Here is a 23009-nt window from a genome sequence, read left to right as displayed (position 1 = left end):
CTGGCCGCTCACCTAGGAATTCAAGGAAACACCCATGGCCGACAAGCCCAAGCAGATGCTGCTCGATCCCGGTTTTGAACTGACCCTGCGCCCGATGCGCTACCCGCAGTTCTATGACATGTACCGGAATGCGATCAAGAACACCTGGACGGTGGAAGAGATCAACTTCCAGATCGACATCAGCGACCTGCACAGCAAGATGTCGCCGGGCGAGCGTCACCTGATCCACCGCCTGGTCGCGTTCTTCGCCACCGGCGATTCGATCGTGTCCAACAACCTGGTGCTGAACCTGTACCAGCACTTGAACGCGCCCGAAGCGCGCATGTACCTGTCGCGCCAGCTGTATGAAGAAGCGCTGCACGTGCAGTTCTACCTGACCCTGCTGGACAACTACCTGCCGGATCCGGACGAGCGCGTCAAAGCCTTCGCTGCGGTGGAGAACATCGACTCGATCAAGAAGAAGGCCGATTTCTGCTTCAAGTGGATCGACTCGATCCAGGACCTGAAGCGCATCGAGACCCGCGAAGAGCGCCGCCAGTTCCTGCTCAACCAGATCTGCTTCGCTGCGTGCATCGAGGGCCTGTTCTTCTTCGCCGCGTTCGCCTACGTGTACTACTTCCGTTCGCGCGGCCTGCTTAACGGCCTGGCCTCGGGCACCAACTGGGTGTTCCGCGACGAAAGCGCGCACATGGAGTTCGCCTTCGAGTGCGTGGACGTGATCCGCGAGGAAGAGCCGGATCTGTTCGACGACAAGATGAAGCAGGATGTCTACGACATGCTGGCCGAAGCCATCGAGTGTGAAGTGCAGTTCGCCGAGGACGTGCTGTCCGGTGGCGTGGCAGGCATTTCCACCCGTGACATGCGCCAGTACCTGCAGCACTGCGCCGACAACCATTTCCATCGCCTGGGCATGGAGCGCAAGTACAACGTGCGCAACCCGCTGAGCTTCATGGAACTGCAGGACGTGCAGGAACTGACCAACTTCTTCGAACGCCGCGCCTCGGCCTACCAGGTGGGCGTGAAGGGCGAAGTCGCCTTCGACATGAACTTCTGATCGAACCGGTCAGGACTGTCGCAACGAGAAACCCCGGCCAACGCCGGGGTTTTTCGTTTCCACGGTAGCGTCGGGCCACGCCCGGCGAGCGCGCAGCGCGGAAGGTTTTCAGGGTGTCGTGCGCATTCCGCCGGGCATGGCCCCCTACCGCCGCCCATCCACCGCCATGCGCACGGCCAGTCCGGCCAGTACCGTGCCCATGAACCACCGCTGCACCGCCTGCCAGGTGGGGCGGGCCGCCAGGAAGCCCGCGATGCTGCCGGCCATTATCGCGATCACCGCGTTCACGCTCACGCTGACCAGCAGCTGGGTGGAACCCAGAACCAGCGACTGCATCAGCACGCCGCCTTCGCTGTCCGGGTGCAGGAACTGCGGCAGCAGGGACAGGTACATCACCGCGACCTTGGGGTTCAGCACATTGGTCAGGAAACCCACCGCGAACAGCTTGCGCGGGCCATCCACCGGCAGGTCACGCACCGCGAACGGCGACCGCCCGCCCGGCTTCAATGCCTGCCAAGCCAAGTACAGCAGGTACAGCGCGCCGCCGATGCGCAGCGCGTCGTAGGCGAACGGCACGGTCATCAGCAGTGCGGTGATGCCCAGCGCCGCGCACAGCATGTAGAACACGAAGCCCAGCGCCACCCCGCCCAGCGAGATCAACCCGGCCACGCGGCCCTGGCAGATCGAGCGCGAGATCACGTAGATCATGTTCGGCCCGGGCGTCAGCACCATGGCCAGCGAGACAAGGGCGAAGGCCAGCAGGTCGGAGGTGGCGGGCATGGCGGTTTCACGCAGTGGGGGTGCCGAAGTGTAGCGCCGCCTGCACGCCACCTGCCTTAAAATCCGTCTTACCCCACACCCGAACCGCCCCCATGACCCCCATCCCCGAGACCGTGCCGCCGACCGAAGTGCGCATGGCCGAAATCGTCTTTCCCAACCACACCAACCACATGGGCACCCTGTTCGGTGGCCAGGCGCTGGCATGGATGGACAAGGCCGCCTTCCTGGCCGCCGCCCGCTATTCGCGCCGCACCGTGGTGACCGCGCGCAGCGACCAGGTCGATTTCAAGCTTCCGATCCGTATCGGCCAGATGGTCGAGACCATCGGCCGCATCGTCGAGGTCGGTCGCAGCTCGATGAAGGTCGAGGTGGAGCTGATCGCCGAGGACCTGCACAGCGGCGAGCGCAAGCTGTGCACCCGCGGCCACTTCGTGATGATCGCGCTGGGCGAGGATGGCCACCCGGTGACCGTGCCGCAGCTTCCCGGCGCGCCGGCGGCCTGAGCCCGTGCTTGCGGGGGCGCCCGCGCGCCCCCATCTGGCTGCCATGACCCTGCCGCTCACCGACTTCATCGACCGCGCCCAACGCCTGTTCGTGCTGACCGGCGCCGGCTGCAGCACCGCTTCGGGCATTCCCGATTACCGCGATGCCGATGGCCAGTGGAAGCGCACGCCGCCGGTGACCTACCAGGCGTTCATGGGCGAGGCCGCCACCCGCCAGCGTTACTGGGCGCGCAGTCTGCTGGGCTGGCCGCGCTTCGGCCAGGCCCGGCCCAACGGCACGCATCAGGCGCTGGCCGCACTGGAGGACAGCGGCAAGCTGCAGGTGCTGCTGACCCAGAACGTGGATGGCCTGCACCAGCGTGCCGGCAGCCGCAACGTGATCGACCTGCACGGCCGCCTGGACCTGGTGCGCTGCATGGGCTGCGAACGTCGCAGCGAGCGTGAGGACTTCCAGCAGCAACTGCTGCACGCCAACCCCGGCTGGGAGTCGCTGGAGGCCGGTATCGCGCCCGACGGCGACGCCGACCTGGAAACCGACTTCTCCGCGTTTGCGGTGCCGGACTGCCCGCACTGCGGCGGCCTGCTGAAGCCGGACGTGGTGTTCTTCGGCGAGAACGTGCCGCGTGAGCGTGTGGATGCCGTGCACGAGCACCTGCAGCAGGCGGATGCGGTACTGGTGGTGGGCTCCTCGCTGATGGTCTATTCCGGCTTCCGCTTCGTGCAGGCCGCGGCCAAGGCTGGCCTGCCGGTGGCCGCGCTGAACCGTGGCCGCACCCGTGCCGACGACATGCTGCAGTTCAAGGACGAGCGCGATTGCGCCGAGGCGCTGGCCGGCTGGGTGCGCTGACACATCGGCTGGGTCTTGCCCACGAAACAGCGATCCACCCACACGGTTGATCTATCGGCCGTACAGCGGTGCAATACGCACCCCCTTTGATACACCCCCACTGCCGTGAGCCAGCTGTTTTCGCCGATCTCCTTCGGCCCCCTGACCCTGTCCAACCGCATCGTCGTCGCGCCGATGTGCCAGTACTCCGCCGAAGACGGCCGCGCCAGTGACTGGCACGCCATGCATCTGGGCAACCTGGCGCAGTCCGGTGCGGGCCTGCTGATCCTGGAGGCCACCGCGGTCGAAGCGCGCGGCCGCATCAGCTGGGCCGATCTGGGCCTGTGGGACGACGGCACCGAAGCGGCACTGGCACAGGTGCTGGCCAGCGTACGCCGCTGGTCGCCGATGCCATTGGGTGTGCAGTTGGCCCATGCCGGCCGCAAGGCCTCTACGGCGCGTCCGTGGGATGGCGGCGGCCAGTTGCCGGCCGACGATGCGCGCGGTTGGACCACGGTCGCGCCGTCGCCGCTGCCCTTCCATGCAACCGATCCGGCGCCGCAGGAGCTGGACGAGGCCGGCATCGCCGAGATCGTTGCCGCCTTCGCCGCCAGCGCGGTGCGCGCCGAGCGCCTGGGCTTCGAGCTGATCGAGATCCATGCCGCGCACGGTTACCTGCTGCACCAGTTCCTGTCGCCGCTGAGCAACCGCCGCACCGATGGCTACGGCGGCTCGCTGCCGAACCGGCTGCGGATGCTGGTGGAAGTGTTCGACGCGGTGCGTGCCGCGGTGTCGGACAAGGTCGCCGTGGGCGTGCGCATCTCCGCCAGCGACTGGGTCGAGGGTGGCTGGGACATCGTGCAGAGCGAGGCGCTGGCACAGGTACTGGACGCACGTGGCTGCAACTTCCTGCACGTTTCCAGTGGCGGCCTGCACGAGCGCCAGAAGATCAGCGTCGGCCCCGGCTACCAGGTGCCGTTCGCGGCGGCGATCAAGGCCAAGAAGGTGCGGATGCCGGTGATTGCGGTGGGCATGATCACCGAGCCGGAGCAGGCCGAATCGATCCTGCGCCACAACCAGGCCGATGCCATCGCGCTGGCCCGCGGCATTCTGTACGACCCGCGTTGGCCGTGGCACGCCGCTGCTGCGCTCGGTGACAGCGTGGTGCCGGCACCGCAGTACCTGCGCTGCGAGCCGCGCGACGCACGCGGCGTGTTCAATCCACGCTGAGACCTACACCTGCCAGGCCGGCGGCAGGCCGGCCTGCAGGTGCTCGAACAGCGCGCGGATCTTGGCGGTGAAATCGCGGCGGTCACTCACGCAGAAATAGACCTCCATCGGCTCCGGCTTCCAGTCGGTGGCGGGCCCGAACACCGCCTGCAGGCGCCCGTCGCGCAGGTACGGTTCGGCCACGAACGCCGCCAGCCGGGTGACACCGGCACCGGCAGCGGCCAGTTCGGCCAGCGCATCGATGTCATCGCAGACCATGCTCGGCGGCAGTGCCGCGTCCACGCGTTGCCCTTCTTTCAGCAGGCCCCAGCGCAGTGGCCGGCCGTCGGTGGGGAAGCGGTGCAGCAGGCCGCGATGGGCGGCCAGCTGCGCCGGTTCCAGCGGCGTGCCGTGTGCCTGCAGGTACGCTGGCGATGCGCAGAACACGAACGGAATGCGTGCCAAGGGCCGCGCCACCAGCCCGTCCTCCAGCTGCGCGCCGATGCGGAGGCTGGCATCCACCGCTTCCGGCCCGTGCTGCACGGCGCGATCGGTCAGGCGCAGTTCCAGTCGCAGCTGCGGGTAGCGCTGCTGCAGCGACGGCAGCAGCGGTGCCAGCACGTGTCGGCCGAACGCGCTGCTGCTGGCGATGCGCAGGGGGCCGGCCGGTTCCACGTCGCCGGTGATCATCGCCTGCGCGCGCGCCAGGTCGGCTTCGATATGCCGCACCTGTGCCAGATACACCGTGCCGGCCTCGCTCAGCGCCAGCTGGCGCGTGCTGCGGTTCAGCAGACGCACGCCCAGGTGGGCTTCCAGACGGTTGATGTTCTGGCCCACGGCGGTGGCGCTGATGCCAAGGGTGCGTGCCGCAGCGGCAATGCTGCCGGTCTCTGCGGTGCGGGTGAAGCTGCGGATGAGCTGCAACAGGTTCATGACCGACCAGCTTGCCATGCGGAAGGCCAAGTATCGCTTGGGTCTGTACGAAGCAGTCGGTTGCATCGGTGACCATCGTCCACCACGCCGCAGTGCTGCCCTACACTCGGGCCATGCGCCCCGATTCCATCCTCACCCTCTCCTGTCCCGACCGCACCGGCATCGTCTATCGCGTGTCGGGCCTGTTGTTCGACCACGGCTGCAACATCCTCGACGCCCAGCAGTTCGGCGATGAGGAGAGCGGTCGCTTCTTCCTGCGCGTGCACTTCGACCGCGATGCGGGCCTGCCGCTGGAGACCGTGCACACCGCCATGGCCACGCTCGCTGCCGGCTTCGGCATGGACTGGCAGCTGCATGACGGGCGCCGCCGGCCACGCCTGCTGGTACTGGTCAGCAAGCAGGGTCATTGCCTGAACGACCTGCTGTTCCGTGCACATAGCGGCCAGCTGAAGGTGGATATCGCCGCGGTGGCATCCAACCATGCGGACTTCGCAGCGCTGGCGGCGTCCTACCAGGTGCCGTTCCACCACCTGCCGGTGAACGCGGACACGCGCGCGGCGCAGGAACAGCAGATCATCGACCTGGTCGAACGCGAGCGCATCGACCTGGTGGTGCTGGCGCGCTACATGCAGATTCTTTCGCCCACGCTGTGCCGTGCGCTGGCGGGCAGGGCAATCAACATCCACCACAGCTTCCTGCCCAGCTTCAAGGGCGCACAGCCGTACCACCAGGCGCACGCACGCGGGGTCAAGATCATCGGCGCCACCGCGCACTACGTCACCGAGGATCTGGACGAAGGTCCGATCATCGAGCAGGACGTGGCCCGCGTGGACCACGCGATGACCCCGAGGGAGCTGGTGCGGCTGGGCAGCGATACCGAATCGCAGGTGCTGGCGCGGGCGGTACGCCGCCACGTGGAGCACCGCATCCTGCTCAACGGGCACCGCACGGTGGTGTTCAGGTAACGGCCGCGTCGCCCGCTCGCCGGGCATGGCCCGGCGCTACCAGGATCGGACGACGGGTAGCGCCGGGCCATGCCCGGCGGAAGCGGGTCAGAGGATCGCAATCCTCGCCTTCGCCAGGGCCTCGCGCACCATGCCGTCGTTGGCATCGGTCACCGGGCGGGTCAGCTCCCACAGGAACTTCACCCGGAAGCCGGACTTCACCGCGTCCTGCGCGCTCCACAGCACACAGTAATCGCGTGCCAACCCGCACACGTGCACCTCGCGGATTCCACGTTCGTGCAGCCAGCCGGCCAGTCCGGTCGCCGGGCGCGTGCCGTCGGGGCCGTGGTTCTCGCGGAAGGCGCTGTACGAATCCACCTGCTGGCGGGTGCCCTTGCGCAGGATCAGGTCGGCCACGGTCCAGTCCACTCCCGGGTGCAGTGCGGCGCCCGCGCTGCCCTGCACGCAGTGGTCCGGCCACAGGGTCTGCGGCTGTGCGTGCAGCAGGATCGCTTCAAAAGGCAGATGCCCCGGATGCTGGCTGGCAAACGAGGCATGGTCGGCCGGGTGCCAGTCCTGGGTTGCGACCACGGTGCGGTAGCGGCGCTCGGCCAGCAGTGCCGTGATCGGCGCCACCAGCGCATCGCCCTCTTCGCAGGCGAGGGCGCCACCGGGCATGAAGTCCGGCTGCAGGTCGATCACCAGCAGGGCGACGTCAGCGGGCAGGGCGGTCATGGCAGGTCCGGCACAACGGAAGAAGGGCGACCAGCGTGGCCGCCACTCGCGCGCACGTCAATCGCTGCTGGCGGCGTCGTTGTCCTGCCCGTAATACAGCAGGCCGATCTTGATGCGCTCGCGGCCGTTCTCGCGGCGGTGGCGGTTGGCATCGCGCAGCGAATATACGCAGCCACAGTATTCCTGCTGGTAGAACTGCTCGCGTTTGCTGATCTCGACCATGCGGCTGGCACCACCACCCTTGCGCCAGTTGTAGTCCCAGTACTGCAGGCCTTCGTAGTGCGAGGCGGCGCGCACGCCGCAGTCGTTGATCTGCGCCATGTTCTTCCAGCGCGAGATGCCCAGCGAGGAGCTGATGGTGTCGTAGCCGTGTTCGTGTGCGTACAGCGCGGTGCGCTCGAAACGCATGTCGAAGCACATCGTGCAGCGGATGCCGCGCTCGGGTTCATTCTCCATGCCACGCGCACGGCTGAACCAGTTGTCGGTGTCGTAGTCGCAGTCGATGAAGGGAATGTTGTGCTGCTCGGCGAAGCGGATGTTCTCCTGCTTGCGCAGCTCGTATTCCTTCACCGGGTGGATGTTGGGGTTGTAGAAGAAGATCGCGTAGTCGATCCCGGAGGCGGTGATCGCCTCCATCACTTCGCCCGAGCACGGCGCGCAGCACGAATGCAGCAGCAGGCGCTGGCCGTTGTCGGGAAGAGTCAGGGTGGGGCGTTGGAGCTCGGTCATCGTCGGGTGCGTCTGGGCGTGGGCAACGGGTCTGGCCGGAAACCGTGAACAGGACGCGCGCGGCCACGCCACCTGCACGCGCAGGACGACGATGGCCCCGGCAACCTCCCCGCGGAGATTCCAGGTCGAGTCAGGGGACGGTCGAGTCCCCCGGCCGGGGCCGGTATTCGGGCTGATGGACACGGGCCGCAGCCCACCTACTACCTGCCGCTTCCCAGGCGCGAGCCCAGTGCTGTTGGCAGGATTCGTTTCCATTCACCGCTGCGGGGCAGCTCCGGAATGGGCGCGCGAGGCGCCTTCACCGGATTCCCGTTTAAATCCCTGCCACCATCCAGCCATGGCAGGGATACCTTCGGCGCGCCCACGGTGGACGCGTTGGCGGCGCCGGTCAAGGCCCAGGGGCCGGATCCCGCTGCCCCGCAACAGGCTCTGACCCCCAGCTGGATCCACGCCATGCGTGGATGGGTCCTCAACGCTGGGCAGCGGCCCGCGCGCGGATGTCATCCAGGCGCTGGTCGTGCAGCAGTCGGCCGTTCTCCCACACGGTCACCATCGCATCCTCGAAGCCAGCCGGAAGGGTGTCATCGCCACCGGCCGGCAGCGGCACCGTATGCAGGCTGCCGTCGTCCAGACGGCGCAGCAGGCGCATACGGCCGCGCTTGCTGGCCTTGCCGGCATCGGTGATCGGATCCTTGTAGACATCGATCCAATCACCGTCCACCCGCGCGGCCGAGCACTTCAGTGCGAACTTCTGCGTATCACGGTCCAGCCGCTGCAGCAGGGCGCCGCCCATGCCGAAGGCCACGTTGTCGGCCGAGTAGCCATCATCGGTGGTGCGCTGCAGGATCGCGCGGATCGTATCCGGGTTGATGCCATCGCCCTGGATGACACGGACGTGGTTGAGCACCTTGTAGCCCTTGCCGTTGATCGTGTGACCGAACGCGGCATCCAGCCGCAGCAGGCTCTCGGCGACCACCTCGACCGGGTCGCCCGAATCGGGGCGGATGACCAGGGTGGCGCCGGAAGCGATCACTTCTTCGCGCAGGGTGGTACCCCAGTGTTCGCTGATGGCACGGTAGATGTCATAGCTGTCCGACACCACCGCTACGATCGCACCGGGCGTGCCGAACTGGCGCAGCATGTTGCGGTACGCATCCACTTCGCGCTCGCGGCCCCAGCTGGTGATGGTGCTGTGCTCGGCGGCCGGAATCGAACAGCCCGCCATCGGCGCGTGGTAATGCGCACGTGCAAGGCACAGCGCCGACACCGTATCGGTGCCGAGGAAGTTGACCAGGTGCGCGGCACCGCCAAGTGCGGCAGATTCCAGGCTGGAGACGCCGCGTGCGCCGAAGTCGTGCAGCTTGAACGGCAGCTGCCCCTGGGGGTCATCGCTGGTCTGCTGCAGGAAGCCGGCGATGGTCTGCCGCGCATGCCAGCTGATGGTCGCCACGGTGACCGGGTACCACACGCGCAGCAGCAGGGTTTCCAGGTAGGACGGCACCCAGAAGGCGGCGGGGTCGGTCGACTCGATGGTCATCAGTGCCTGGTGCGTGGGCACCACGCTGCCTTCGGGTACGGCGCGGATGCGTACCGGCAGATGGCCGCCGAGACGGTCGACGATATCGCGCCAGCCGGCTTCGTTGAACGGTTCGCCATGCGCGGCGAACAGCGCTGCGGCGTCGTCGATGTCGGCGTGGGTGACCGGCCGTGCCAGGGCATCCTTGAGGATCGCCTGCAGGCCGAAGAACACCGTGCGATCGTGCAGGCCGCCGCGCGACTCCACGTAGAAGAACGTGGCGTCGGTACCCGGCGGATACTGCAGCCAGTGGCTGGCCTTGTAGCTGTCGGTGTTGAGGAGAAGGTTATCGAGGTAATGCATGACGGAAGCTCCTTCGCGTCGAGTGGCACCGGCGGTCTGTCCGCCGGTGGGGAAAACGGGTTCTGCAGGGTCCAGTGCGATCAGCCCCGGCCCAGGAAGTACTCCAGGATGTGCAGGTGGTCTTCAAACAGCTGCGGGCCCATGTCCAGCGCCTCGCTGACCGGAATCCAGCGCGCCTTGTCGGCGTCGTCGCCACCGCGCACCGCCGGCAGTTCGCCAGCGGGGAATTCGAAGTGGAAGGCATGGGTGATGGTGCGGCCGCGCTGGCTGCGCTCGGGGTGGTCGAACACCTGCTGGCCCTTCAGCGAGCCTTTCAGCACCGGCAGTGGAATCTTCAGCCGGGTTTCCTCGCGCAGTTCGCGCAGGCAGCTGTCGAGCAGGCTCTGTTCCTGGCCGACGAAGCCGCCGGGCAGCGCCCACAGGCCCTTGCCCGGTGCCGAACGACGGCGGACCAGCAGTACGTGGCCCGAGTGCACGACCACCGCATCGGTGGTGACGAAGGTCGGTGCGTATGGCGCATCCTTCCAGGCGGCCTTGTACTGCTCGATGAAACGGTACTCGGCCACCAGCTGCGCGTAGGCCGGCGAGCTTCTGCGGAACGCCTCGAGCATGTCGTACACCGGTGCCGGTACATTGCCGCGCAGCATCAGCAGTGCACCGTGGAAATCCACGTCGCCGGCTTCGAACAGGTAACGGCGCAGCTCGGTGGCCGACAAGGTAGCAGTGTGCTGCACGTCGACCAGCGGCCATTGAGGGAACTCCCGCAGGTAGTAGCTGGAAGCATCCTTGTCCATGCCGATCAGGCCGACCTTCGCATCGGATGCGGCGCCATCGTTGCGCAGGGCTTCGGCCACATGACGCTGCACGCTGGCGATCCACTGGGCTTCGTTGTACAGGTGGTCACGCAGTGGCTGGATCAGCAGGCGATCGGCGTTGCCATCGAGGGCGGCCTGGATCATCACGGCGCGTTCGGCCACGGTCCAGGGATTGCGCAGGCTGCGGGGGGTATCGGCAGAGCCGACCAGGAAGATCAGCTTGCGGGCCCTGCTCAGGGCAAGGCGGGCAACGGCGGCATGGCCGTTGTGGAAGGGCTCGAAACGCCCGATGAAGACGAGATAGTCGAATTCCATGAGAATCCCTCATGTCGTTGTGGCAGCGAAGGGTCTGTCCCTTGGCTTGCTGCAGATGCTACGCCTTCGGTGCCGCCGGTCAAGTCTCCGCCAGTGGTGCCAGACAGCTGCCAGCACGGTATGGCGGCTGCCTGCCGGCCACGTGCCTGCACAACTGCGGCGGTGGTCTCAGGCAGTGAGAGGGCTCCACGTCATACTGCATTCCTGGCGTTGGATGGGAGCCTTTCACACGTTCCGTGCCCCGCGCCCAAGCGCTATGGCAATGACAGGCAGGTCTCACCGGTCCAGGGATGGCAATACGCGCTGCGGCGCGCCGTTGGCAAGCGGAGGAAGGGTAGTGGCAGACAAGTACTGCGATCTGGTCATGAAAGGCGGCATCACCAGCGGCATCGTGTATCCCAACGCGGTGCTCGCGCTGGCCCGCGAATACCGCTTCAAGAGCATCGGTGGCACTTCGGCCGGTGCGATCGCCGCTGCCGTGGCCGCCGCTGCGGCATACGGCGACCGCCGCCAGCAACTGGGCGAACACCTGCCGGGCGATGCGGGATATGGCGGCCTGTCGGCGGTGTCGGCACAGCTGTCGCGGCGTGGGTTCATCTACAGCCTGTTCCAGCCGGCCGCTGGCGCGCGCGCTGCGTATCGGCTGCTGGTGGTGCTGACCGGCAACGCCGGCTGGCCGCGCAAGCTGCTGTGCCTGGCTATCGCGGTGTTCCAGATCGCGCCGCTGGAAGTGCTGGTGTCGCTTGCACTGCTGCTCGGCCTGGGCTGGTGGGGCGGTGGCTGGAGCGGCGTGGCGGCAACTCTGCTGCCGTCGCTGTTGTGTGCCTATGGTGCAGGTGTAGCCGGTGCGGCGCTGCGCGTGGCACGGGTGGCGCGGCGCAACCTGCTGGGGCTGTGCAGTGGACTGAGCCGGGACGCAGGCACGCCGGCGCTGACCGAGTGGCTGCATGAAAGCCTGCAGCAGTTGTCAGGCAAACCGATGGATGCACCGCTGACCTTCGCCGATCTGCACGACGCGCCGCGTTATGCGGGCGAGCCGGACAGCCCGCATGCGATCACGCTGCAGATGATCACCACCTGCGTGTCGCACAATGAACCGCGTACCTTGCCGCTGGGCGGCGCGCAGTTCTGGTTCCTGCGCGAGGAATTCGAGCAGCTGTTCCCGGCCAGCGTGGTGCAGTGGATGGTCGACCGCGCCGGCCCACCGCGTGAAGTTGAAGGCCGCAACTACTACCATCTGCCGCAGGGCGCGTCGCTGCCGGTACTGGTGGCCACGCGCATGAGCCTCAGCTTCCCGCTGCTGATCAGCGCGGTGCCGCTGCATGAGCCCTCGCGTCGCGAGCGTCGCTGCGAGCCGACATCGACGGCTGGAGGCGAGGCCGGACACAACGTGGCCGACAGCATGGAAGGCCTGACCAGCGCAGGCCAGGCCTGTGGTCCGGTGATCACCGCGTTCCGGGTGTGCTGGTTCTCCGATGGCGGCATCAGCAGCAACTTCCCGATCCACCTGTTCGATGCCGCGCTGCCGCGCTGGCCGACCTTCGCCATCAACCTGGTCTATCCGCAACGGCCCGAGCCGGTGCAGCGCGAGGGTGACAGCCGCCAGGCGCTGGAACGCTCGGTGTTCCTGCCCACCGAGAACCGCCATGGATGGCAGCGGCACTACCAGTCCATTGCCACGCCGTTGGCGGCCGGCGAACTGGGCCGCTTCCTGTTTGCGGTGGTGGCCACCATGCAGAACTGGCGCGACCTGCTGCAGGCGCGCGCGCCCGGCTATCGCGACCGCATCGTGCATGTGAGCCTGCAGGGCGATGAGGGCGGCATGAACCTGGACATGCCACAGGAGGTGCTGACCCGCATCGCCGACAAGGGCAGCCTGGCCGGCGCACGTTTCTGTTCGTTCTCGTTCGAGAACCATTACTGGATCCGTTGGCGCAACCTGGCCTCGGCCTACCAGCGCTACACGCTGGAGATTTCGCGCACCGACGATCCGGCGCAGCAGGTGCTGGCCTATCGCGCGGCCTATGCGATGGTGGCCACGGGCACGCCGCCGCCGCCGTCGTACAAGCTGGGTTCGGAAGACAAGCGGTTGGCGTCGCAGCAGCTTTGGGGGTTGATGGTGGAGCAGGGACGCAGTTGGGATGACCTCGGTCCCGACCTCACCGACGGCTCGCCACGGCCGTTGCCGCAGATGAAGGTGACGCCGATCTATTGATCGCTGTCCGGTAGCGCCGGGCCATGCCCGGCGGCCTTTCGTACCGCTGCGCTCGCCGGGGATGGCCCGGCGCTACCGCCTATCGCCACGCCTCGACCACCGCATCGCCCCGCAATGGTGCATACAACGGCAATGCCAGCTCCAGCTTCACCCATCCCGGGTTGAGCGCGCGCAATCCCGCCAGGTACTCGCGGGCCAATGCGGCTTCACCGTGCGACATTGCCAATCGCGCGGCACGCGCCCACGTGCGGTCCCAGCCATGCGCGAGCGCAAGCGATGTAGCCAGCGATGCGCGAGCAGCCGCAACATCGCCGCGTTCCCACTGTTGTTCGGCGCGGATGATCGCGTCATTTGAAAGCCGCATGTCGTACAACTCGCGCAAACGCGCCACGGCGCGCGGGTCGGCATCCACGCGCAGGTCGGTGTCCTGCCAGTCGCCGCCGGGTGTGCGCACCAGCAGCGCCGCCGACCATTGCCCGCTGCGTTGCCCGCCTGCCGCTTGTCCTGCTTGCAGCGCGGCCAACAGCCGCGCGGCAAGCTCACCGTGGGTGGCCGCAAACGCGCGTTGCATCGCCGCCAGCACCTCCGGCCCGGCCAGTCCGTTGCCTTGCACGCTCACCTTGCCCTCGCCAACGGCACCCGCCCAATCGGCCTGCTGTGCGGTGGCGCCGGTGTACTGCGCGTTGCCGCCACGCGCACTGACCAGCCCGACCTGGCGCTCGGCGATGGTGGTGCCATCGAAGTCACCATCCTCGTCCAGCAGCTGCTTGAGCACCTGCCCCGGCGCACGGCCTTTGGCCAACAGCGCAAGCCCCTTCGAGCCGTAGGTCGGGTTGGTTTCGAACTGGCTGGCGACCGCGCCGACCTTCGCCTGCGCCCACGGCACGCCGACACCGCCAACGGCGAGGTTGTGGGTGGCGACGGCCACCCCACAGTCGCCGGCGTCGTTGCAGGCGGCAATGGAGAACGTGGCCCATGCCGGCGCAGCGACGGCAGCGAGCAGAAAAGCCAGGCAGGAACGCAACAGGCACATGGGGCATCTCCAGGGCGGGCATTGCAATGGGATGCAGCCTACGCGCGGAAGGTTTAGTAGATCCACGCCATGCGTGGATGAATCTCCATCGAAATCGAATAGTCGACAATTCATCGAAGAACATCCACGCATGGCGTGGATCTACCGTGTCGAACAAGGTCGACACCCACCAAAAGCAGGCCATCCCACGGAATGCCCGCTGTTGCTGTTGAGGTTGCCGGCCAGCGGCCGGCACTACCGCTTCGGCGGGTGCAGGGCGCAGCCCTGCCGAACCAACCCCTACCTTCCCGGCAGCTGGGTAAACGCGCGCTGCATGCAGTCCTCGCGCGGGCACACCCGGCAGCCCGGTCCGATCGACACCGAATTGCCCGGGCTCTGCACGTCCAGCCCCAGCGAATACACCAGCCTGTCGGCATGCTGCAGGTCACAGCCCAGTGCCACCGCGAAGGTCTTGCGCGGCTGGCCGTGGCCCACCGGGCCGCTGCTGACCTGCCGTGCCAGCCAGAAATGACGGCGGCCATCAGGCATGCGCGCGGTCTGGGTGAGGATGCGTCCGGGCTGGTTGAACGCCTCGTAGACGATCCACAACGGGCATGAACCGCCCACCTGCGAGAAGTGGAAATCGGTGGCCGAGTGGCGCTTGGAGACATTGCCGGCGCGGTCCACGCGGATGAAGAAGAACGGCAGGCCGGGTGCGCTGCGGCGTGCCAGCGTACTCAAGCGATGGCAGACCGCCTCGAATCCCACGCCGAACTGGTGCGCCAGCAGCTCGATGTCATAGCTGCTGGCTTCGGCCGCGCGCAGGAAGCGCATGTACGGCATCACCAGCGCCCCGGCGAAATAGTTGGACAGGCCGATGCGCGCCTGCGCGATGCGCGCATCGTCAGTGAAGCCGGTGCGCGCGATCACCGCATCGATCTGCGGCAGGTAGCCGCGCAGCGCCAGCTCGACCGCCATCTGGAACGCCTGCTGGCCCGGCTCCAGGTAATCGGGCAGCCACAACGTGCGGCTGCCGGCATCGTACTGGCGCTTCTCGCGCCCGGCCTGCAGCGCGGCCACTTCCACCAGCACACCGTGGCGATCGGCCAGCAACTGGCGCAGCCGGGGTGCCACGTGTCCCGGCGCCAGCCCCCATTCGGCGAACAGCTGCTCGGCCAGTTCATCCAGTTCGGGGATGTGGTTGTGCATCCGGTTGAAGAACTCGCGCACCTGGTCACCGGCCGGCAGCGTGCTGCCCGCGCCTGGCTCGCCCAGCTGGAACTCCAGCGCGGCGGCGTGCTCGCGCAATGCGAGGTGGCGGCGGTGCAGGTCCAGCAGCGCGCGGCTGACCTGCGGCAGGTTGCCGGCCAGCGCGCGCAGCTCGGTGGCGCTGACATCGGCCAGGCCCAGGTCGCGCAGGGTCTCGCCCAGCGACTCCTGCAGCGCGGCGGGCTCATTGTCGTCGAACAGGTCGGAAACATCGCCCAACACCTCGCCCAGCTTCTTCTGCACCGCCGGCGTCAGCGGGCGCTTGTTGCGCTCGATCTGGTTCAGGTAGCTGGCCGACAGCCCCAGTGCGCGGGCAAGGTCGGCCTGGCTGTAGCCGCGCTGCTCGCGCAGGCGCAGCAGGCGCAGACCGAGTTGGCGCTGGGGGGCTGAATAATTCACAGGATTAACAGGAATCGTGGCGGGCATTGGCCAGATTAAGCGGATTCAGGCCGGAAATCGAGGTGCGTGCTGTGAATAATGCCAAGCATCTTTCGCACCCCGTGGATTGTCGTCATGACTGTTGCAGCGCCCCGTATCCGCATGCTGATCGATGGCCAGTTCGTTGAATCGGCCACCTCCCACTGGCAGGACGTGATCAATCCGGCCACCCAGGACGTGCTGGCCCAGGTGCCGTTCGCCACCACGGGTGAAGTCGACGCGGCCGTGGCCGCCGCCAAGGAAGCCTTCAAGACCTGGCGCAAGACCCCGATCGGTACCCGCGCGCGCATCTTCCTGAAGTACCAGCAGTTGATCCGCGAAAACATGAGCGAGCTGGCGCACATCCTCACCGCCGAACAGGGCAAGACGCTGCCGGACGCCGAAGGCGATGTGTTCCGCGGCCTGGAAGTGGTCGAGCATGCGGCCGCCATCGGCAACCTGCAGCTGGGCGAGCTGGCCAACAACGTGGCCAATGGCGTGGACACCTACTCGATCATGCAGCCGCTGGGCGTGTGCGCAGGCATCACCCCGTTCAACTTCCCGGCGATGATCCCGCTGTGGATGTTCCCGATGGCCATTGCCACCGGCAACACCTTCATCCTCAAGCCGTCCGAGCAGGACCCGATGGTCACCATGCGCCTGGTCGAGCTTGCCCTGGAAGCGGGCATCCCGAAGGGCGTGCTGAACGTCGTCCACGGTGGCGAGGAAGTGGTCAACGCCATCTGCGACCACCCGGACATCAAGGCCGTTTCGTTCGTCGGTTCCACCCGCGTCGGCACCCACGTGTACAACCGCGCCTCGCTGGCCGGCAAGCGCGTGCAGTGCATGATGGGCGCCAAGAACCACGCCGTGGTGCTGCCGGACGCCAACAAGGAGCAGACCCTCAACGCGATGGTCGGTGCTGCGTTCGGTGCGGCCGGCCAGCGCTGCATGGCCGCCTCGACCCTGGTGCTGGTCGGTGAAGCGCGCGGTTGGGTACAGGACCTGGTCGAGAAGGCCAAGACCCTGAAGGTCAGCGGTGGCACGGTTGCCGGCACCGACGTCGGCCCGGTCATTTCCTGCAGCGCCCGCGATCGCGTCGAAGGCCTGATCGCGTCGGGTGTGGAGCAGGGCGCCAAGCTGGTGCTCGATGGCCGCAAGCCGCAGGTTGATGGGTTCGAGAAGGGCAACTTCGTCGGCCCGACCATCTTTGCCGGTGTCACCACCGACATGCGCATCTACCAGGAAGAAATCTTCGGGCCGGTGCTGGTCATCCTCGAAGCGGAAACGCTGGATGAGGCCATCGCCATGGTCAACAGCAATCCGAACGGCAACGGCACCGCGCTGTTCACCCAGAGCGGCGCCGCTGCACGTCGCTTCCAGGAAGACATCGACGTCGGCCAGGTCGGCATCAACGTGCCGATCCCGGTGCCGGTGCCGCTGTTCTCGTTCACCGGTTCGCGCGCTTCCAAGCTCGGCGACCTGGGCCCGTACGGCAAGCAGGTGGTGCTGTTCTACACGCAGACCAAGACCGTCACCGCGCGCTGGTTCGACGACGAGACGCTGAGCCACGGCGTCAACACCACGATCAGCCTGAAGTAACAGCAGGGAGCAGCCATGAGCCACTCGATGACGACGGAACAGGAAGAAGCGCAGCAGGCGTACCGCGAAGCGGCGCGCGACTTCGCACAGGCCGAACTGGCGCCGCACGCCGCGCGATGGGATGCGGAGGGCATCTTTCCGCGCGAGGCGATCGCCAAGGCCGGTGAACTGGGCTTCTGCGGTCTGTACATGGACCCGGAAGTGGGCGGCAGCGGCCTGAGCCGACTGGACGCCGCCGTCGTCATCGAGGAGCTCGCCAACGTCGACCCGTCGACCGCGGCCTACATCAGCATCCACAACATGGCGTCGTGGATGGTGTCCACGTGGGGCCAGCCGGCCCTGCGCGATGCCTGGGGCAATGACCTGTCATCGGGCAGCAAGCTGGCCTCGTACTGCCTGACCGAACCGGGTGCCGGTTCCGATGCGGCCTCGCTGAAGACCAGCGCTGTGCGCGATGGCGATTTCTACGTGTTGAATGGCTCCAAGGCCTTCATTTCCGGCGCCGGTGCCACCGAACTGCTGGTGGTGATGGCACGCACCGGCGGTGCTGGTGCAGGCGGGGTCAGCGCGATCGCCGTGCCAGCCGACCTGCCGGGCATCAGCTACGGCCGCAAGGAAGAGAAGATGGGCTGGAACAGCCAGCCCACCCGCGGCATCACCTTCGAAAACGTCCGCGTGCCGGTCAGCCATCTTCTGGGAGAGGAAGGCGGCGGCTTCAAGCTGGCGATGAAGGGGCTCGATGGTGGCCGTATCAACATCGCCGCCTGCTCGCTGGGTGCTGCGCAGGGTGCGCTGGATGCAGCGCGCCGCTACATGGGCGAGCGCCGCCAGTTCGGCAAGGCGTTGTCCGAATTCCAGGCACTGCAGTTCAAGCTGGCCGACATGGCCATCGAGCTGGTCGCGGCGCGGCAGATGGTGCATACCGCTGCGCGCAAGCTCGATGCCGGTGCCAGCGATGCCAACGTGTGGTGCGCGATGGCCAAGCGTTTTGCCACCGATGCCGGCTTCAACATCTGCAACGAAGCCCTGCAGATTCACGGTGGCTACGGCTACATCCGCGAATATCCGATCGAGCGCCTGCTGCGCGACAGCCGCGTGCACCAGATCCTGGAAGGCACCAACGAGATCATGCGGGTGATCGTTGCCCGTCACCTGCTCAACACCGAAGAGGAACTGCGATGAAGGATTGGCGTACCCAGGAGCACGTGGGCCTGAAGGTCGAGGCCGATGGCCACACCGCCGTGGTCACCCTGAACAACCCGCCGGCGCATACCTGGACCGTGCACAGCCTGTCGGCGCTGCGCGACCTGGTGGGCGCGCTGAACGCAGACCGCGACATCTACGCGCTGGTGATCACCGGTGACGGCGAGAAGTTCTTCTCCGCCGGTGCCGACCTCAACCAGTTTGCCTCCGGCGACAAGGCGGCCGCACGCGAAGCGGCGCGCCGTTTCGGTGAAGCCTTCGAGGCGCTGTCCGCGTTCCGTGGCGTATCGATTGCCGCGATCAACGGCTACGCCATGGGCGGCGGCCTGGAATGCGCGCTGGCCTGCGATCTGCGCATCATCGAAGACCACGCCCAGGTCGCGCTGCCGGAGGCCACCGTTGGCCTGCTGCCGTGCGCCGGTGGCACCCAGAACCTGCCGCGCCTGGTCGGCGAGGGCTGGGCCAAGCGCATGATCCTTCTCGGCGAGCGCATCAACGCCGAGACCGCGGTGCGGATTGGCCTGGCCGAAGAAAAGGTCGGCAAGGGCGAATCCAAGGCGCTGGCACTGGAATGGGCGAAGAAGGCTGGCAAGCAGAGCCCGACCAGCATCGCCGCCTGCAAGACCCTGGTGCAGTCCACCCGCACCGGCACCCATGCGTCGGCACTGGTGGCCGAGCGCGAGGCCTTCGTCGATCTGTTCGACACCGCCGATCAGGTCGAGGGCGTGAGTGCCTTCCTTGAAAAGCGCGCCGCGCAGTGGAAGAACGCATGACCGCGGTTGACACGAACGTTGCCGAAGCACCGGTACTGTTCGAAGAACGCGCCGCTGGCAACGGCACGCGCATCGGCATCGCCACGCTCAACGCACCGCGTACGCTCAATGGCTTCTCGCTGCCGATGGCACATCTGCTGCTGACGCAGCTCAACGCCTGGGCTGACGACGACGGCATCGCGCTGGTGGTACTGCAGGGTGCCGGCGAAAAGGCATTCTGTGCCGGCGGTGATCTGCACAGCCTGTACCAGAGCATGCTCGCCTACCGCGAGGCCGGCCACACGGACATCCGCGAGAACGACTACGCCGCCGAGTTCTTCGACGTCGAGTACCGCGTCGACTACCTGATCCATACCTACGCCAAGCCGATCCTGTGCTGGGGCCATGGCATCGTGATGGGCGGCGGCATCGGTCTGATGTCCGGCGCCAGCCATCGCGTGGTCAGCGCGCGTTCCAAGCTGGCCTTCCCGGAAATCACTGTCGGTCTGTTCCCGGACGTGGGTGGCAGCTGGCTGCTGCCGCGTGTGCCGGGCAACGGCGGCCTGTTCCTGGCCCTGACCGGTGCGCTGCTCAACCCCGGCGATGCGATCTATGCCGGCCTGGCCGACGTGCACGTGGCCGAGGAACGCCGCAGCGCGGTGTTCGATGCGCTTCTGCAGGTCGCGTGGTCGGCCGATGCCGCACGCAACCACGAACGCTTGTCACAGCTGCTGCTGTCGTTCGCCAGCGACGCGGCTACCGGCCCGCTGCTGGCCAATGCCGCGCAGGTCGATGCGCTGTGCGAAGGCGATGATCTCGCCGCCATCGTCGAACGCATCAGCACCCTGCAGACCGATGATGCCTGGTTGCAGGCCGCACAGAAGACGCTGGCTGCCGGTGCGCCGGGTTCGGCACGGCTGGCCTTCGAACTGCAGCGCCGCAGTGCTGGTCAGGACCTGGCGAGCGTGTACCGGCTGGAATACATCACGGCCCTGCATTGTGCTGCGCATGGCAATTTTGCCGAAGGCATCCGCGCGCTGCTGATCGACAAGGACCGCACTCCATCGTGGAACCCGGCCACTTTGGTCGATGCCAGCCGCGCATGGGCCGATACGTTCTTCGCTTCTCCCTGGGCCGATGCCGCGCATCCGCTGGCCGACCTGGGTACCCCTGTCGCTGAAAGGAGCCTGGCATGAGCCGCATTGCATTCATTGGGTTGGGCAACATGGGTGGCCCGATGGCCGCCAATCTGGTCAAGAACGGCCACACCGTGCGCGTGTTCGATCTGGTGCCGGCTGCTGTACAGGCCGCAGTCGACGCGGGCGCCAGTGCTTCTGCATCGGCACGCGAAACCCTGGCTGACGCCGAGGTGGTGATCTCGATGCTGCCGGCCAGTCGCCATGTCGAAGGCGTGTACCTGGGCGACGACGGCATCCTTGCCGCGATTCCCGCCGGTGCGCTGGTCATCGACTGCAGCACGATCGCCCCGGCCAGCGCGCGCAAGGTTTCCGAAGCGGCCGCCGCACGAGGCCTGCAGATGATCGACGCGCCGGTGTCCGGCGGCACTGCTGGCGCGCAGGCTGGCACGCTGACCTTCATCGTCGGTGGTGAGGAGGACGCGCTGGAACGCGCCCGCCCGGTGCTGCAGGCAATGGGCAAGAACATCTTCCATGTGGGCGCCAGTGGCGCCGGCCAGGTTGCCAAGCTGTGCAACAACATGGCGTTGGGTGTGATCATGGCCGTCACCGGCGAAGCCATCGCGCTTGGCGTGGCGCACGGGCTGGACCCCAAGGTGCTGTCGCAGATGATGGCGGTCAGCACTGGCCGCAGCTGGGCTACCGAAGTGTGCAACCCCTGGCCGGGCGTGCTGGAGAACGCACCGGCGTCGCGCGGCTACAGCGGCGGCTTCGGCAGCGACCTGATGCTGAAGGACATGGGCCTTGCGGTGGAAGCGGCGATGAGCGTCGGCGCCTCGATCCCGCTGGGTGAAGTGGCCCGCAATCTGTATTCGATGAATCACCAGGCCGGGCGCGGCAAGCTGGATTTCTCCAGCGTCGTGCAGCTCATTACGAGCGAGAAGTGACCTGGTAGTGCCGGCCGCTGGCCGGCAACCTCATGCCCCCTTGCGGGACAGCGAAGGTGGGATGGGCGGATGCACGGTTTCGACCGGCATCCGCCCTTTTTTTTGCCCAGTCGTTTGGTAGTGCCGGCCGCTGGCCGGCATCACCGCATCAGGCAACGATCAGCGTCACGTCGATGTTGCCGCGGGTAGCGTTGGAGTACGGGCAGACGATGTGCGCCTTCTGCACCAGTTCTTCCACCTGCTCGCGCGGCACGCCCGGCACGTTGATGGTCAGCTCGGCTTCGATGCCGAAACCGGTCGGGATCTGGCCGATGCCGACCTTGCCGGTCACGGTGGTGTCGGCCGGCAGTGCGACCTTGGCCTGGCCGGCGACGAACTTCAGTGCGCCGAGGAAGCAGGCCGAATAGCCCGCAGCGAACAGCTGTTCCGGATTGGTGCCGGGGCCGCCAGCGCCGCCCAGCTCGCGCGGGGTCGACAGCTGGATGTCCAGCACGTTGTCGGAGGACACGGAACGGCCTTCGCGGCCGCCGGTGGAGGTGGCCTGGGCGGTGTACAGAACCTTTTCGATGGACATCGGGATGCTCCTGGTCAGTGGGTGGGTGGTGCGTTGGAGCCTACTTTGCCCGGATTCTGCACACGTTGGGTTACAACAAGTCCGAAAAATTTGATTGAACGTCCTGTCAGCCTAGATCGTCCATTCCCGGTCAGTGGTGAACATGATGGTCAGCCAGCGGTCCGGCGATGATTCGCCCAGCGCATCACCGATTTCGTCGCGCAGGTGGTCCCACTCCAGCAGGGGCCGCGGTGGGTCGTCCTCGCGCACCACGAAGAACAGCTCGATCTGTTCGCCACGGCCTACCTGCGCCACGTAGCTGCGGTGTTCGACGAAGCCGTGCTTTGCAACGATCGCCCGCGCGACCGCATCGACATGCGCCTGCAGTTCCGGCGGCGTGACCAGCAGGATGCCGGCCAGCGCACGCCGCACCGTGCCCAGCGGCGCGATCATCACCAGCACGCAGACGAACGCCAGGATGGCCGGATCGATGTACGGTCCGACCCATGCCCACGACGTGCCGTGCACCAGCACACCGCCGAGGAAGGCCGCCAGGTAGCAGGCCGACATGCTCGCGGCGATCACCCAGTTCTTCGCATCCAGCGCGATGAACTCCGAGCCGATGCGCCGGTTCGCACGCAGCACGAACCAGGCCAGTGCGCTCTCGGCCACGATCGACAGCGCCGCGAAAATGATCGCGGGGCCAAGCGCGATCTGCCGCCCACCCGACATCAACGCATCGACCGCATTGACCAGCGCATACAACGCCGCGCCGATCATCAACGTACCGCTCACTCCCAGCACGATCGGTTCCAGGTGCCAGAACCCCATGGTGAAGCGCTGGTTGAGGCGCGACTGCAGGGCGTCGGTCTGGGTGGACAGCGCGATCAGCCGCGCGACCAGCAATGACAACCAGGTCATCACGACGTCGATCAGGCCGTAGATGCCATCGAAGATGATCAGCGAAGAATTGGCCAGCAGGCCGAACACCACCGCCGCTGCAGCCAACAGCAGCGAGCCGACGATGGACAGGCGTAGCACGCCCTGTTCGGTGCGTGTATCGAAGTAGCGTTCGGTGGTGGCAGGCATCCGGGAATCCAGCGGTGAACGCGCTGCGGAAGCGGCGCTACACCATTCTATCCAGACCACCGCACGCCTCTGTGGCCGCACTGACGCAGGCC

General features: G+C 66.9%; 21 protein-coding genes and 1 riboswitch. Of the genes, 11 read left to right on the top strand and 10 right to left on the bottom strand.

Annotated features, from left to right (window positions below):
* Positions 1-34: 34 nt before the first annotated feature.
* The gene (locus tag HFK18_RS03780; protein ID WP_025875781.1) at positions 35-1054 is read left to right on the top strand and encodes a ribonucleotide-diphosphate reductase subunit beta; all 1020 of its coding nucleotides are present in this window, start codon (positions 35-37) and stop codon (positions 1052-1054) included.
* Between the two features lie 144 nt (positions 1055-1198).
* On the opposite strand, the gene HFK18_RS03775 is transcribed toward HFK18_RS03780, so the two are convergent.
* Positions 1199-1834, bottom strand: a complete 636-nt coding sequence (locus HFK18_RS03775) for a LysE family translocator (protein WP_180164482.1) — start codon at positions 1832-1834, stop codon at positions 1199-1201.
* 92 nt (positions 1835-1926) lie between these two features.
* Here HFK18_RS03775 and HFK18_RS03770 point away from each other — a divergent pair, with 92 nt between their 5' ends.
* From HFK18_RS03770 to HFK18_RS03760, 3 genes are all read left to right on the top strand, one after another.
* Entirely contained in the window at positions 1927-2337 is a 411-nt protein-coding gene (locus HFK18_RS03770; RefSeq protein ID WP_089241503.1) for an acyl-CoA thioesterase, read from the top strand.
* A 43-nt stretch (positions 2338-2380) separates the two neighbouring features.
* Positions 2381-3184, top strand: a complete 804-nt coding sequence (locus HFK18_RS03765) for an NAD-dependent protein deacetylase (RefSeq protein WP_180164480.1) — start codon at positions 2381-2383, stop codon at positions 3182-3184.
* Positions 3185-3289: 105 nt separating this feature from the next.
* The gene (locus HFK18_RS03760) at positions 3290-4393 is read left to right on the top strand and encodes an NADH:flavin oxidoreductase/NADH oxidase (RefSeq protein WP_180164478.1); all 1104 of its coding nucleotides are present in this window, start codon (positions 3290-3292) and stop codon (positions 4391-4393) included.
* Between the two features lie 3 nt (positions 4394-4396).
* Here the strand turns inward: HFK18_RS03760 and HFK18_RS03755 are convergent, their stop codons facing one another.
* Positions 4397-5305, bottom strand: a complete 909-nt coding sequence (locus tag HFK18_RS03755; protein WP_180164476.1) for a LysR family transcriptional regulator — start codon at positions 5303-5305, stop codon at positions 4397-4399.
* A 113-nt stretch (positions 5306-5418) separates the two neighbouring features.
* Between HFK18_RS03755 and purU the strand changes: the two genes are divergently transcribed.
* The gene (gene purU / locus HFK18_RS03750; protein ID WP_180164473.1) at positions 5419-6270 is read left to right on the top strand and encodes a formyltetrahydrofolate deformylase; all 852 of its coding nucleotides are present in this window, start codon (positions 5419-5421) and stop codon (positions 6268-6270) included.
* An 87-nt stretch (positions 6271-6357) separates the two neighbouring features.
* Here purU and pncA read toward each other — a convergent pair whose 3' ends face one another.
* The 4 genes from pncA to HFK18_RS03730 all read right to left on the bottom strand — a co-directional run bounded on the left by pncA (position 6358) and on the right by HFK18_RS03730 (position 10728).
* Positions 6358-6984, bottom strand: coding sequence for a bifunctional nicotinamidase/pyrazinamidase (gene pncA / locus HFK18_RS03745; RefSeq protein ID WP_180164471.1), 627 nt, complete (start codon positions 6982-6984; stop codon positions 6358-6360).
* A gap of 57 nt (positions 6985-7041) precedes the next feature.
* Positions 7042-7713 (bottom strand): epoxyqueuosine reductase QueH, encoded by a 672-nt coding sequence (locus HFK18_RS03740; protein ID WP_099819597.1) that lies wholly within the window; start codon positions 7711-7713, stop codon positions 7042-7044.
* A gap of 140 nt (positions 7714-7853) precedes the next feature.
* A riboswitch (cobalamin riboswitch) is annotated at positions 7854-8068 on the bottom strand.
* Positions 8069-8182: 114 nt separating this feature from the next.
* Positions 8183-9592: a nicotinate phosphoribosyltransferase gene (locus HFK18_RS03735; RefSeq protein WP_180164469.1), complete on the bottom strand. Its 1410-nt coding sequence runs from the start codon at positions 9590-9592 to the stop codon at positions 8183-8185.
* Positions 9593-9672: 80 nt separating this feature from the next.
* Positions 9673-10728, bottom strand: coding sequence for a bifunctional nicotinamide-nucleotide adenylyltransferase/Nudix hydroxylase (locus HFK18_RS03730; RefSeq protein ID WP_180164849.1), 1056 nt, complete (start codon positions 10726-10728; stop codon positions 9673-9675).
* 331 nt (positions 10729-11059) lie between these two features.
* Between HFK18_RS03730 and HFK18_RS03725 the strand changes: the two genes are divergently transcribed.
* Positions 11060-12937, top strand: coding sequence for a patatin-like phospholipase family protein (locus tag HFK18_RS03725; RefSeq protein ID WP_286041077.1), 1878 nt, complete (start codon positions 11060-11062; stop codon positions 12935-12937).
* Between the two features lie 79 nt (positions 12938-13016).
* On the opposite strand, the gene HFK18_RS03720 is transcribed toward HFK18_RS03725, so the two are convergent.
* Positions 13017-13970, bottom strand: coding sequence for a DUF1028 domain-containing protein (locus HFK18_RS03720; protein WP_180164467.1), 954 nt, complete (start codon positions 13968-13970; stop codon positions 13017-13019).
* 279 nt (positions 13971-14249) lie between these two features.
* Positions 14250-15644 (bottom strand): short-chain fatty acyl-CoA regulator family protein, encoded by a 1395-nt coding sequence (locus HFK18_RS03715; protein ID WP_180164465.1) that lies wholly within the window; start codon positions 15642-15644, stop codon positions 14250-14252.
* Positions 15645-15731: 87 nt separating this feature from the next.
* Between HFK18_RS03715 and HFK18_RS03710 the strand changes: the two genes are divergently transcribed.
* Genes HFK18_RS03710 through mmsB form a run of 5 tightly spaced genes read left to right on the top strand, consistent with a single transcriptional unit; the run spans position 15732 to position 21275 of the window.
* Positions 15732-17237: a CoA-acylating methylmalonate-semialdehyde dehydrogenase gene (locus tag HFK18_RS03710; RefSeq protein ID WP_025875748.1), complete on the top strand. Its 1506-nt coding sequence runs from the start codon at positions 15732-15734 to the stop codon at positions 17235-17237.
* A 15-nt stretch (positions 17238-17252) separates the two neighbouring features.
* Positions 17253-18419 (top strand): acyl-CoA dehydrogenase family protein, encoded by a 1167-nt coding sequence (locus HFK18_RS03705; protein ID WP_180164463.1) that lies wholly within the window; start codon positions 17253-17255, stop codon positions 18417-18419.
* Entirely contained in the window at positions 18416-19213 is a 798-nt protein-coding gene (locus HFK18_RS03700) for an enoyl-CoA hydratase (RefSeq protein WP_100554433.1), read from the top strand. Before HFK18_RS03705 ends, HFK18_RS03700 begins: the two co-directional genes overlap by 4 nt.
* Positions 19210-20388: an enoyl-CoA hydratase/isomerase family protein gene (locus tag HFK18_RS03695; protein WP_180164461.1), complete on the top strand. Its 1179-nt coding sequence runs from the start codon at positions 19210-19212 to the stop codon at positions 20386-20388. The genes HFK18_RS03700 and HFK18_RS03695 overlap by 4 nt, the downstream gene beginning before the upstream one ends.
* Entirely contained in the window at positions 20385-21275 is an 891-nt protein-coding gene (mmsB, locus tag HFK18_RS03690; protein ID WP_089241468.1) for a 3-hydroxyisobutyrate dehydrogenase, read from the top strand. The genes HFK18_RS03695 and mmsB overlap by 4 nt, the downstream gene beginning before the upstream one ends.
* Before the next feature lie 148 nt (positions 21276-21423).
* On the opposite strand, the gene HFK18_RS03685 is transcribed toward mmsB, so the two are convergent.
* Positions 21424-21849 carry an organic hydroperoxide resistance protein gene (locus HFK18_RS03685; RefSeq protein WP_004153735.1) on the bottom strand — a complete coding sequence of 142 codons (426 nt, stop codon included), beginning with the start codon at positions 21847-21849 and terminating at the stop codon, positions 21424-21426.
* Positions 21850-21960: 111 nt separating this feature from the next.
* Positions 21961-22917 carry a cation transporter gene (locus tag HFK18_RS03680; protein WP_108266102.1) on the bottom strand — a complete coding sequence of 319 codons (957 nt, stop codon included), beginning with the start codon at positions 22915-22917 and terminating at the stop codon, positions 21961-21963.
* Positions 22918-23009 lie beyond the last annotated feature (92 nt).

This window comes from Stenotrophomonas sp. SbOxS2 (assembly GCF_013416715.1).
GTDB lineage: Bacteria > Pseudomonadota > Gammaproteobacteria > Xanthomonadales > Xanthomonadaceae > Stenotrophomonas > Stenotrophomonas lactitubi.
The sequence above is the reverse complement of the archived record's forward strand: the minus strand, read 5'-3'. Positions and strand labels throughout refer to the sequence as shown.

Excerpts from the sequence above, each read along its gene's own strand:
- HFK18_RS03780 (WP_025875781.1), top strand. The coding sequence starts at position 35 with ATGGCCGACAAGCCCAAGCAGATGCTGCTCGATCCCGGTTTTGAACTG.
- HFK18_RS03775 (WP_180164482.1), bottom strand. The coding sequence starts at position 1,834 with ATGCCCGCCACCTCCGACCTGCTGGCCTTCGCCCTTGTCTCGCTGGCC.
- HFK18_RS03770 (WP_089241503.1), top strand. The coding sequence starts at position 1,927 with ATGACCCCCATCCCCGAGACCGTGCCGCCGACCGAAGTGCGCATGGCC.
- HFK18_RS03765 (WP_180164480.1), top strand. The coding sequence starts at position 2,381 with ATGACCCTGCCGCTCACCGACTTCATCGACCGCGCCCAACGCCTGTTC.
- HFK18_RS03755 (WP_180164476.1), bottom strand. The coding sequence starts at position 5,305 with ATGAACCTGTTGCAGCTCATCCGCAGCTTCACCCGCACCGCAGAGACC.
- purU (WP_180164473.1), top strand. The coding sequence starts at position 5,419 with ATGCGCCCCGATTCCATCCTCACCCTCTCCTGTCCCGACCGCACCGGC.
- pncA (WP_180164471.1), bottom strand. The coding sequence starts at position 6,984 with ATGACCGCCCTGCCCGCTGACGTCGCCCTGCTGGTGATCGACCTGCAG.
- HFK18_RS03740 (WP_099819597.1), bottom strand. The coding sequence starts at position 7,713 with ATGACCGAGCTCCAACGCCCCACCCTGACTCTTCCCGACAACGGCCAG.
- HFK18_RS03735 (WP_180164469.1), bottom strand. The coding sequence starts at position 9,592 with ATGCATTACCTCGATAACCTTCTCCTCAACACCGACAGCTACAAGGCC.
- HFK18_RS03720 (WP_180164467.1), bottom strand. The coding sequence starts at position 13,970 with ATGTGCCTGTTGCGTTCCTGCCTGGCTTTTCTGCTCGCTGCCGTCGCT.
- HFK18_RS03715 (WP_180164465.1), bottom strand. The coding sequence starts at position 15,644 with ATGCCCGCCACGATTCCTGTTAATCCTGTGAATTATTCAGCCCCCCAG.
- HFK18_RS03710 (WP_025875748.1), top strand. The coding sequence starts at position 15,732 with ATGACTGTTGCAGCGCCCCGTATCCGCATGCTGATCGATGGCCAGTTC.
- HFK18_RS03705 (WP_180164463.1), top strand. The coding sequence starts at position 17,253 with ATGAGCCACTCGATGACGACGGAACAGGAAGAAGCGCAGCAGGCGTAC.
- HFK18_RS03700 (WP_100554433.1), top strand. The coding sequence starts at position 18,416 with ATGAAGGATTGGCGTACCCAGGAGCACGTGGGCCTGAAGGTCGAGGCC.
- HFK18_RS03695 (WP_180164461.1), top strand. The coding sequence starts at position 19,210 with ATGACCGCGGTTGACACGAACGTTGCCGAAGCACCGGTACTGTTCGAA.
- mmsB (WP_089241468.1), top strand. The coding sequence starts at position 20,385 with ATGAGCCGCATTGCATTCATTGGGTTGGGCAACATGGGTGGCCCGATG.
- HFK18_RS03685 (WP_004153735.1), bottom strand. The coding sequence starts at position 21,849 with ATGTCCATCGAAAAGGTTCTGTACACCGCCCAGGCCACCTCCACCGGC.
- HFK18_RS03680 (WP_108266102.1), bottom strand. The coding sequence starts at position 22,917 with ATGCCTGCCACCACCGAACGCTACTTCGATACACGCACCGAACAGGGC.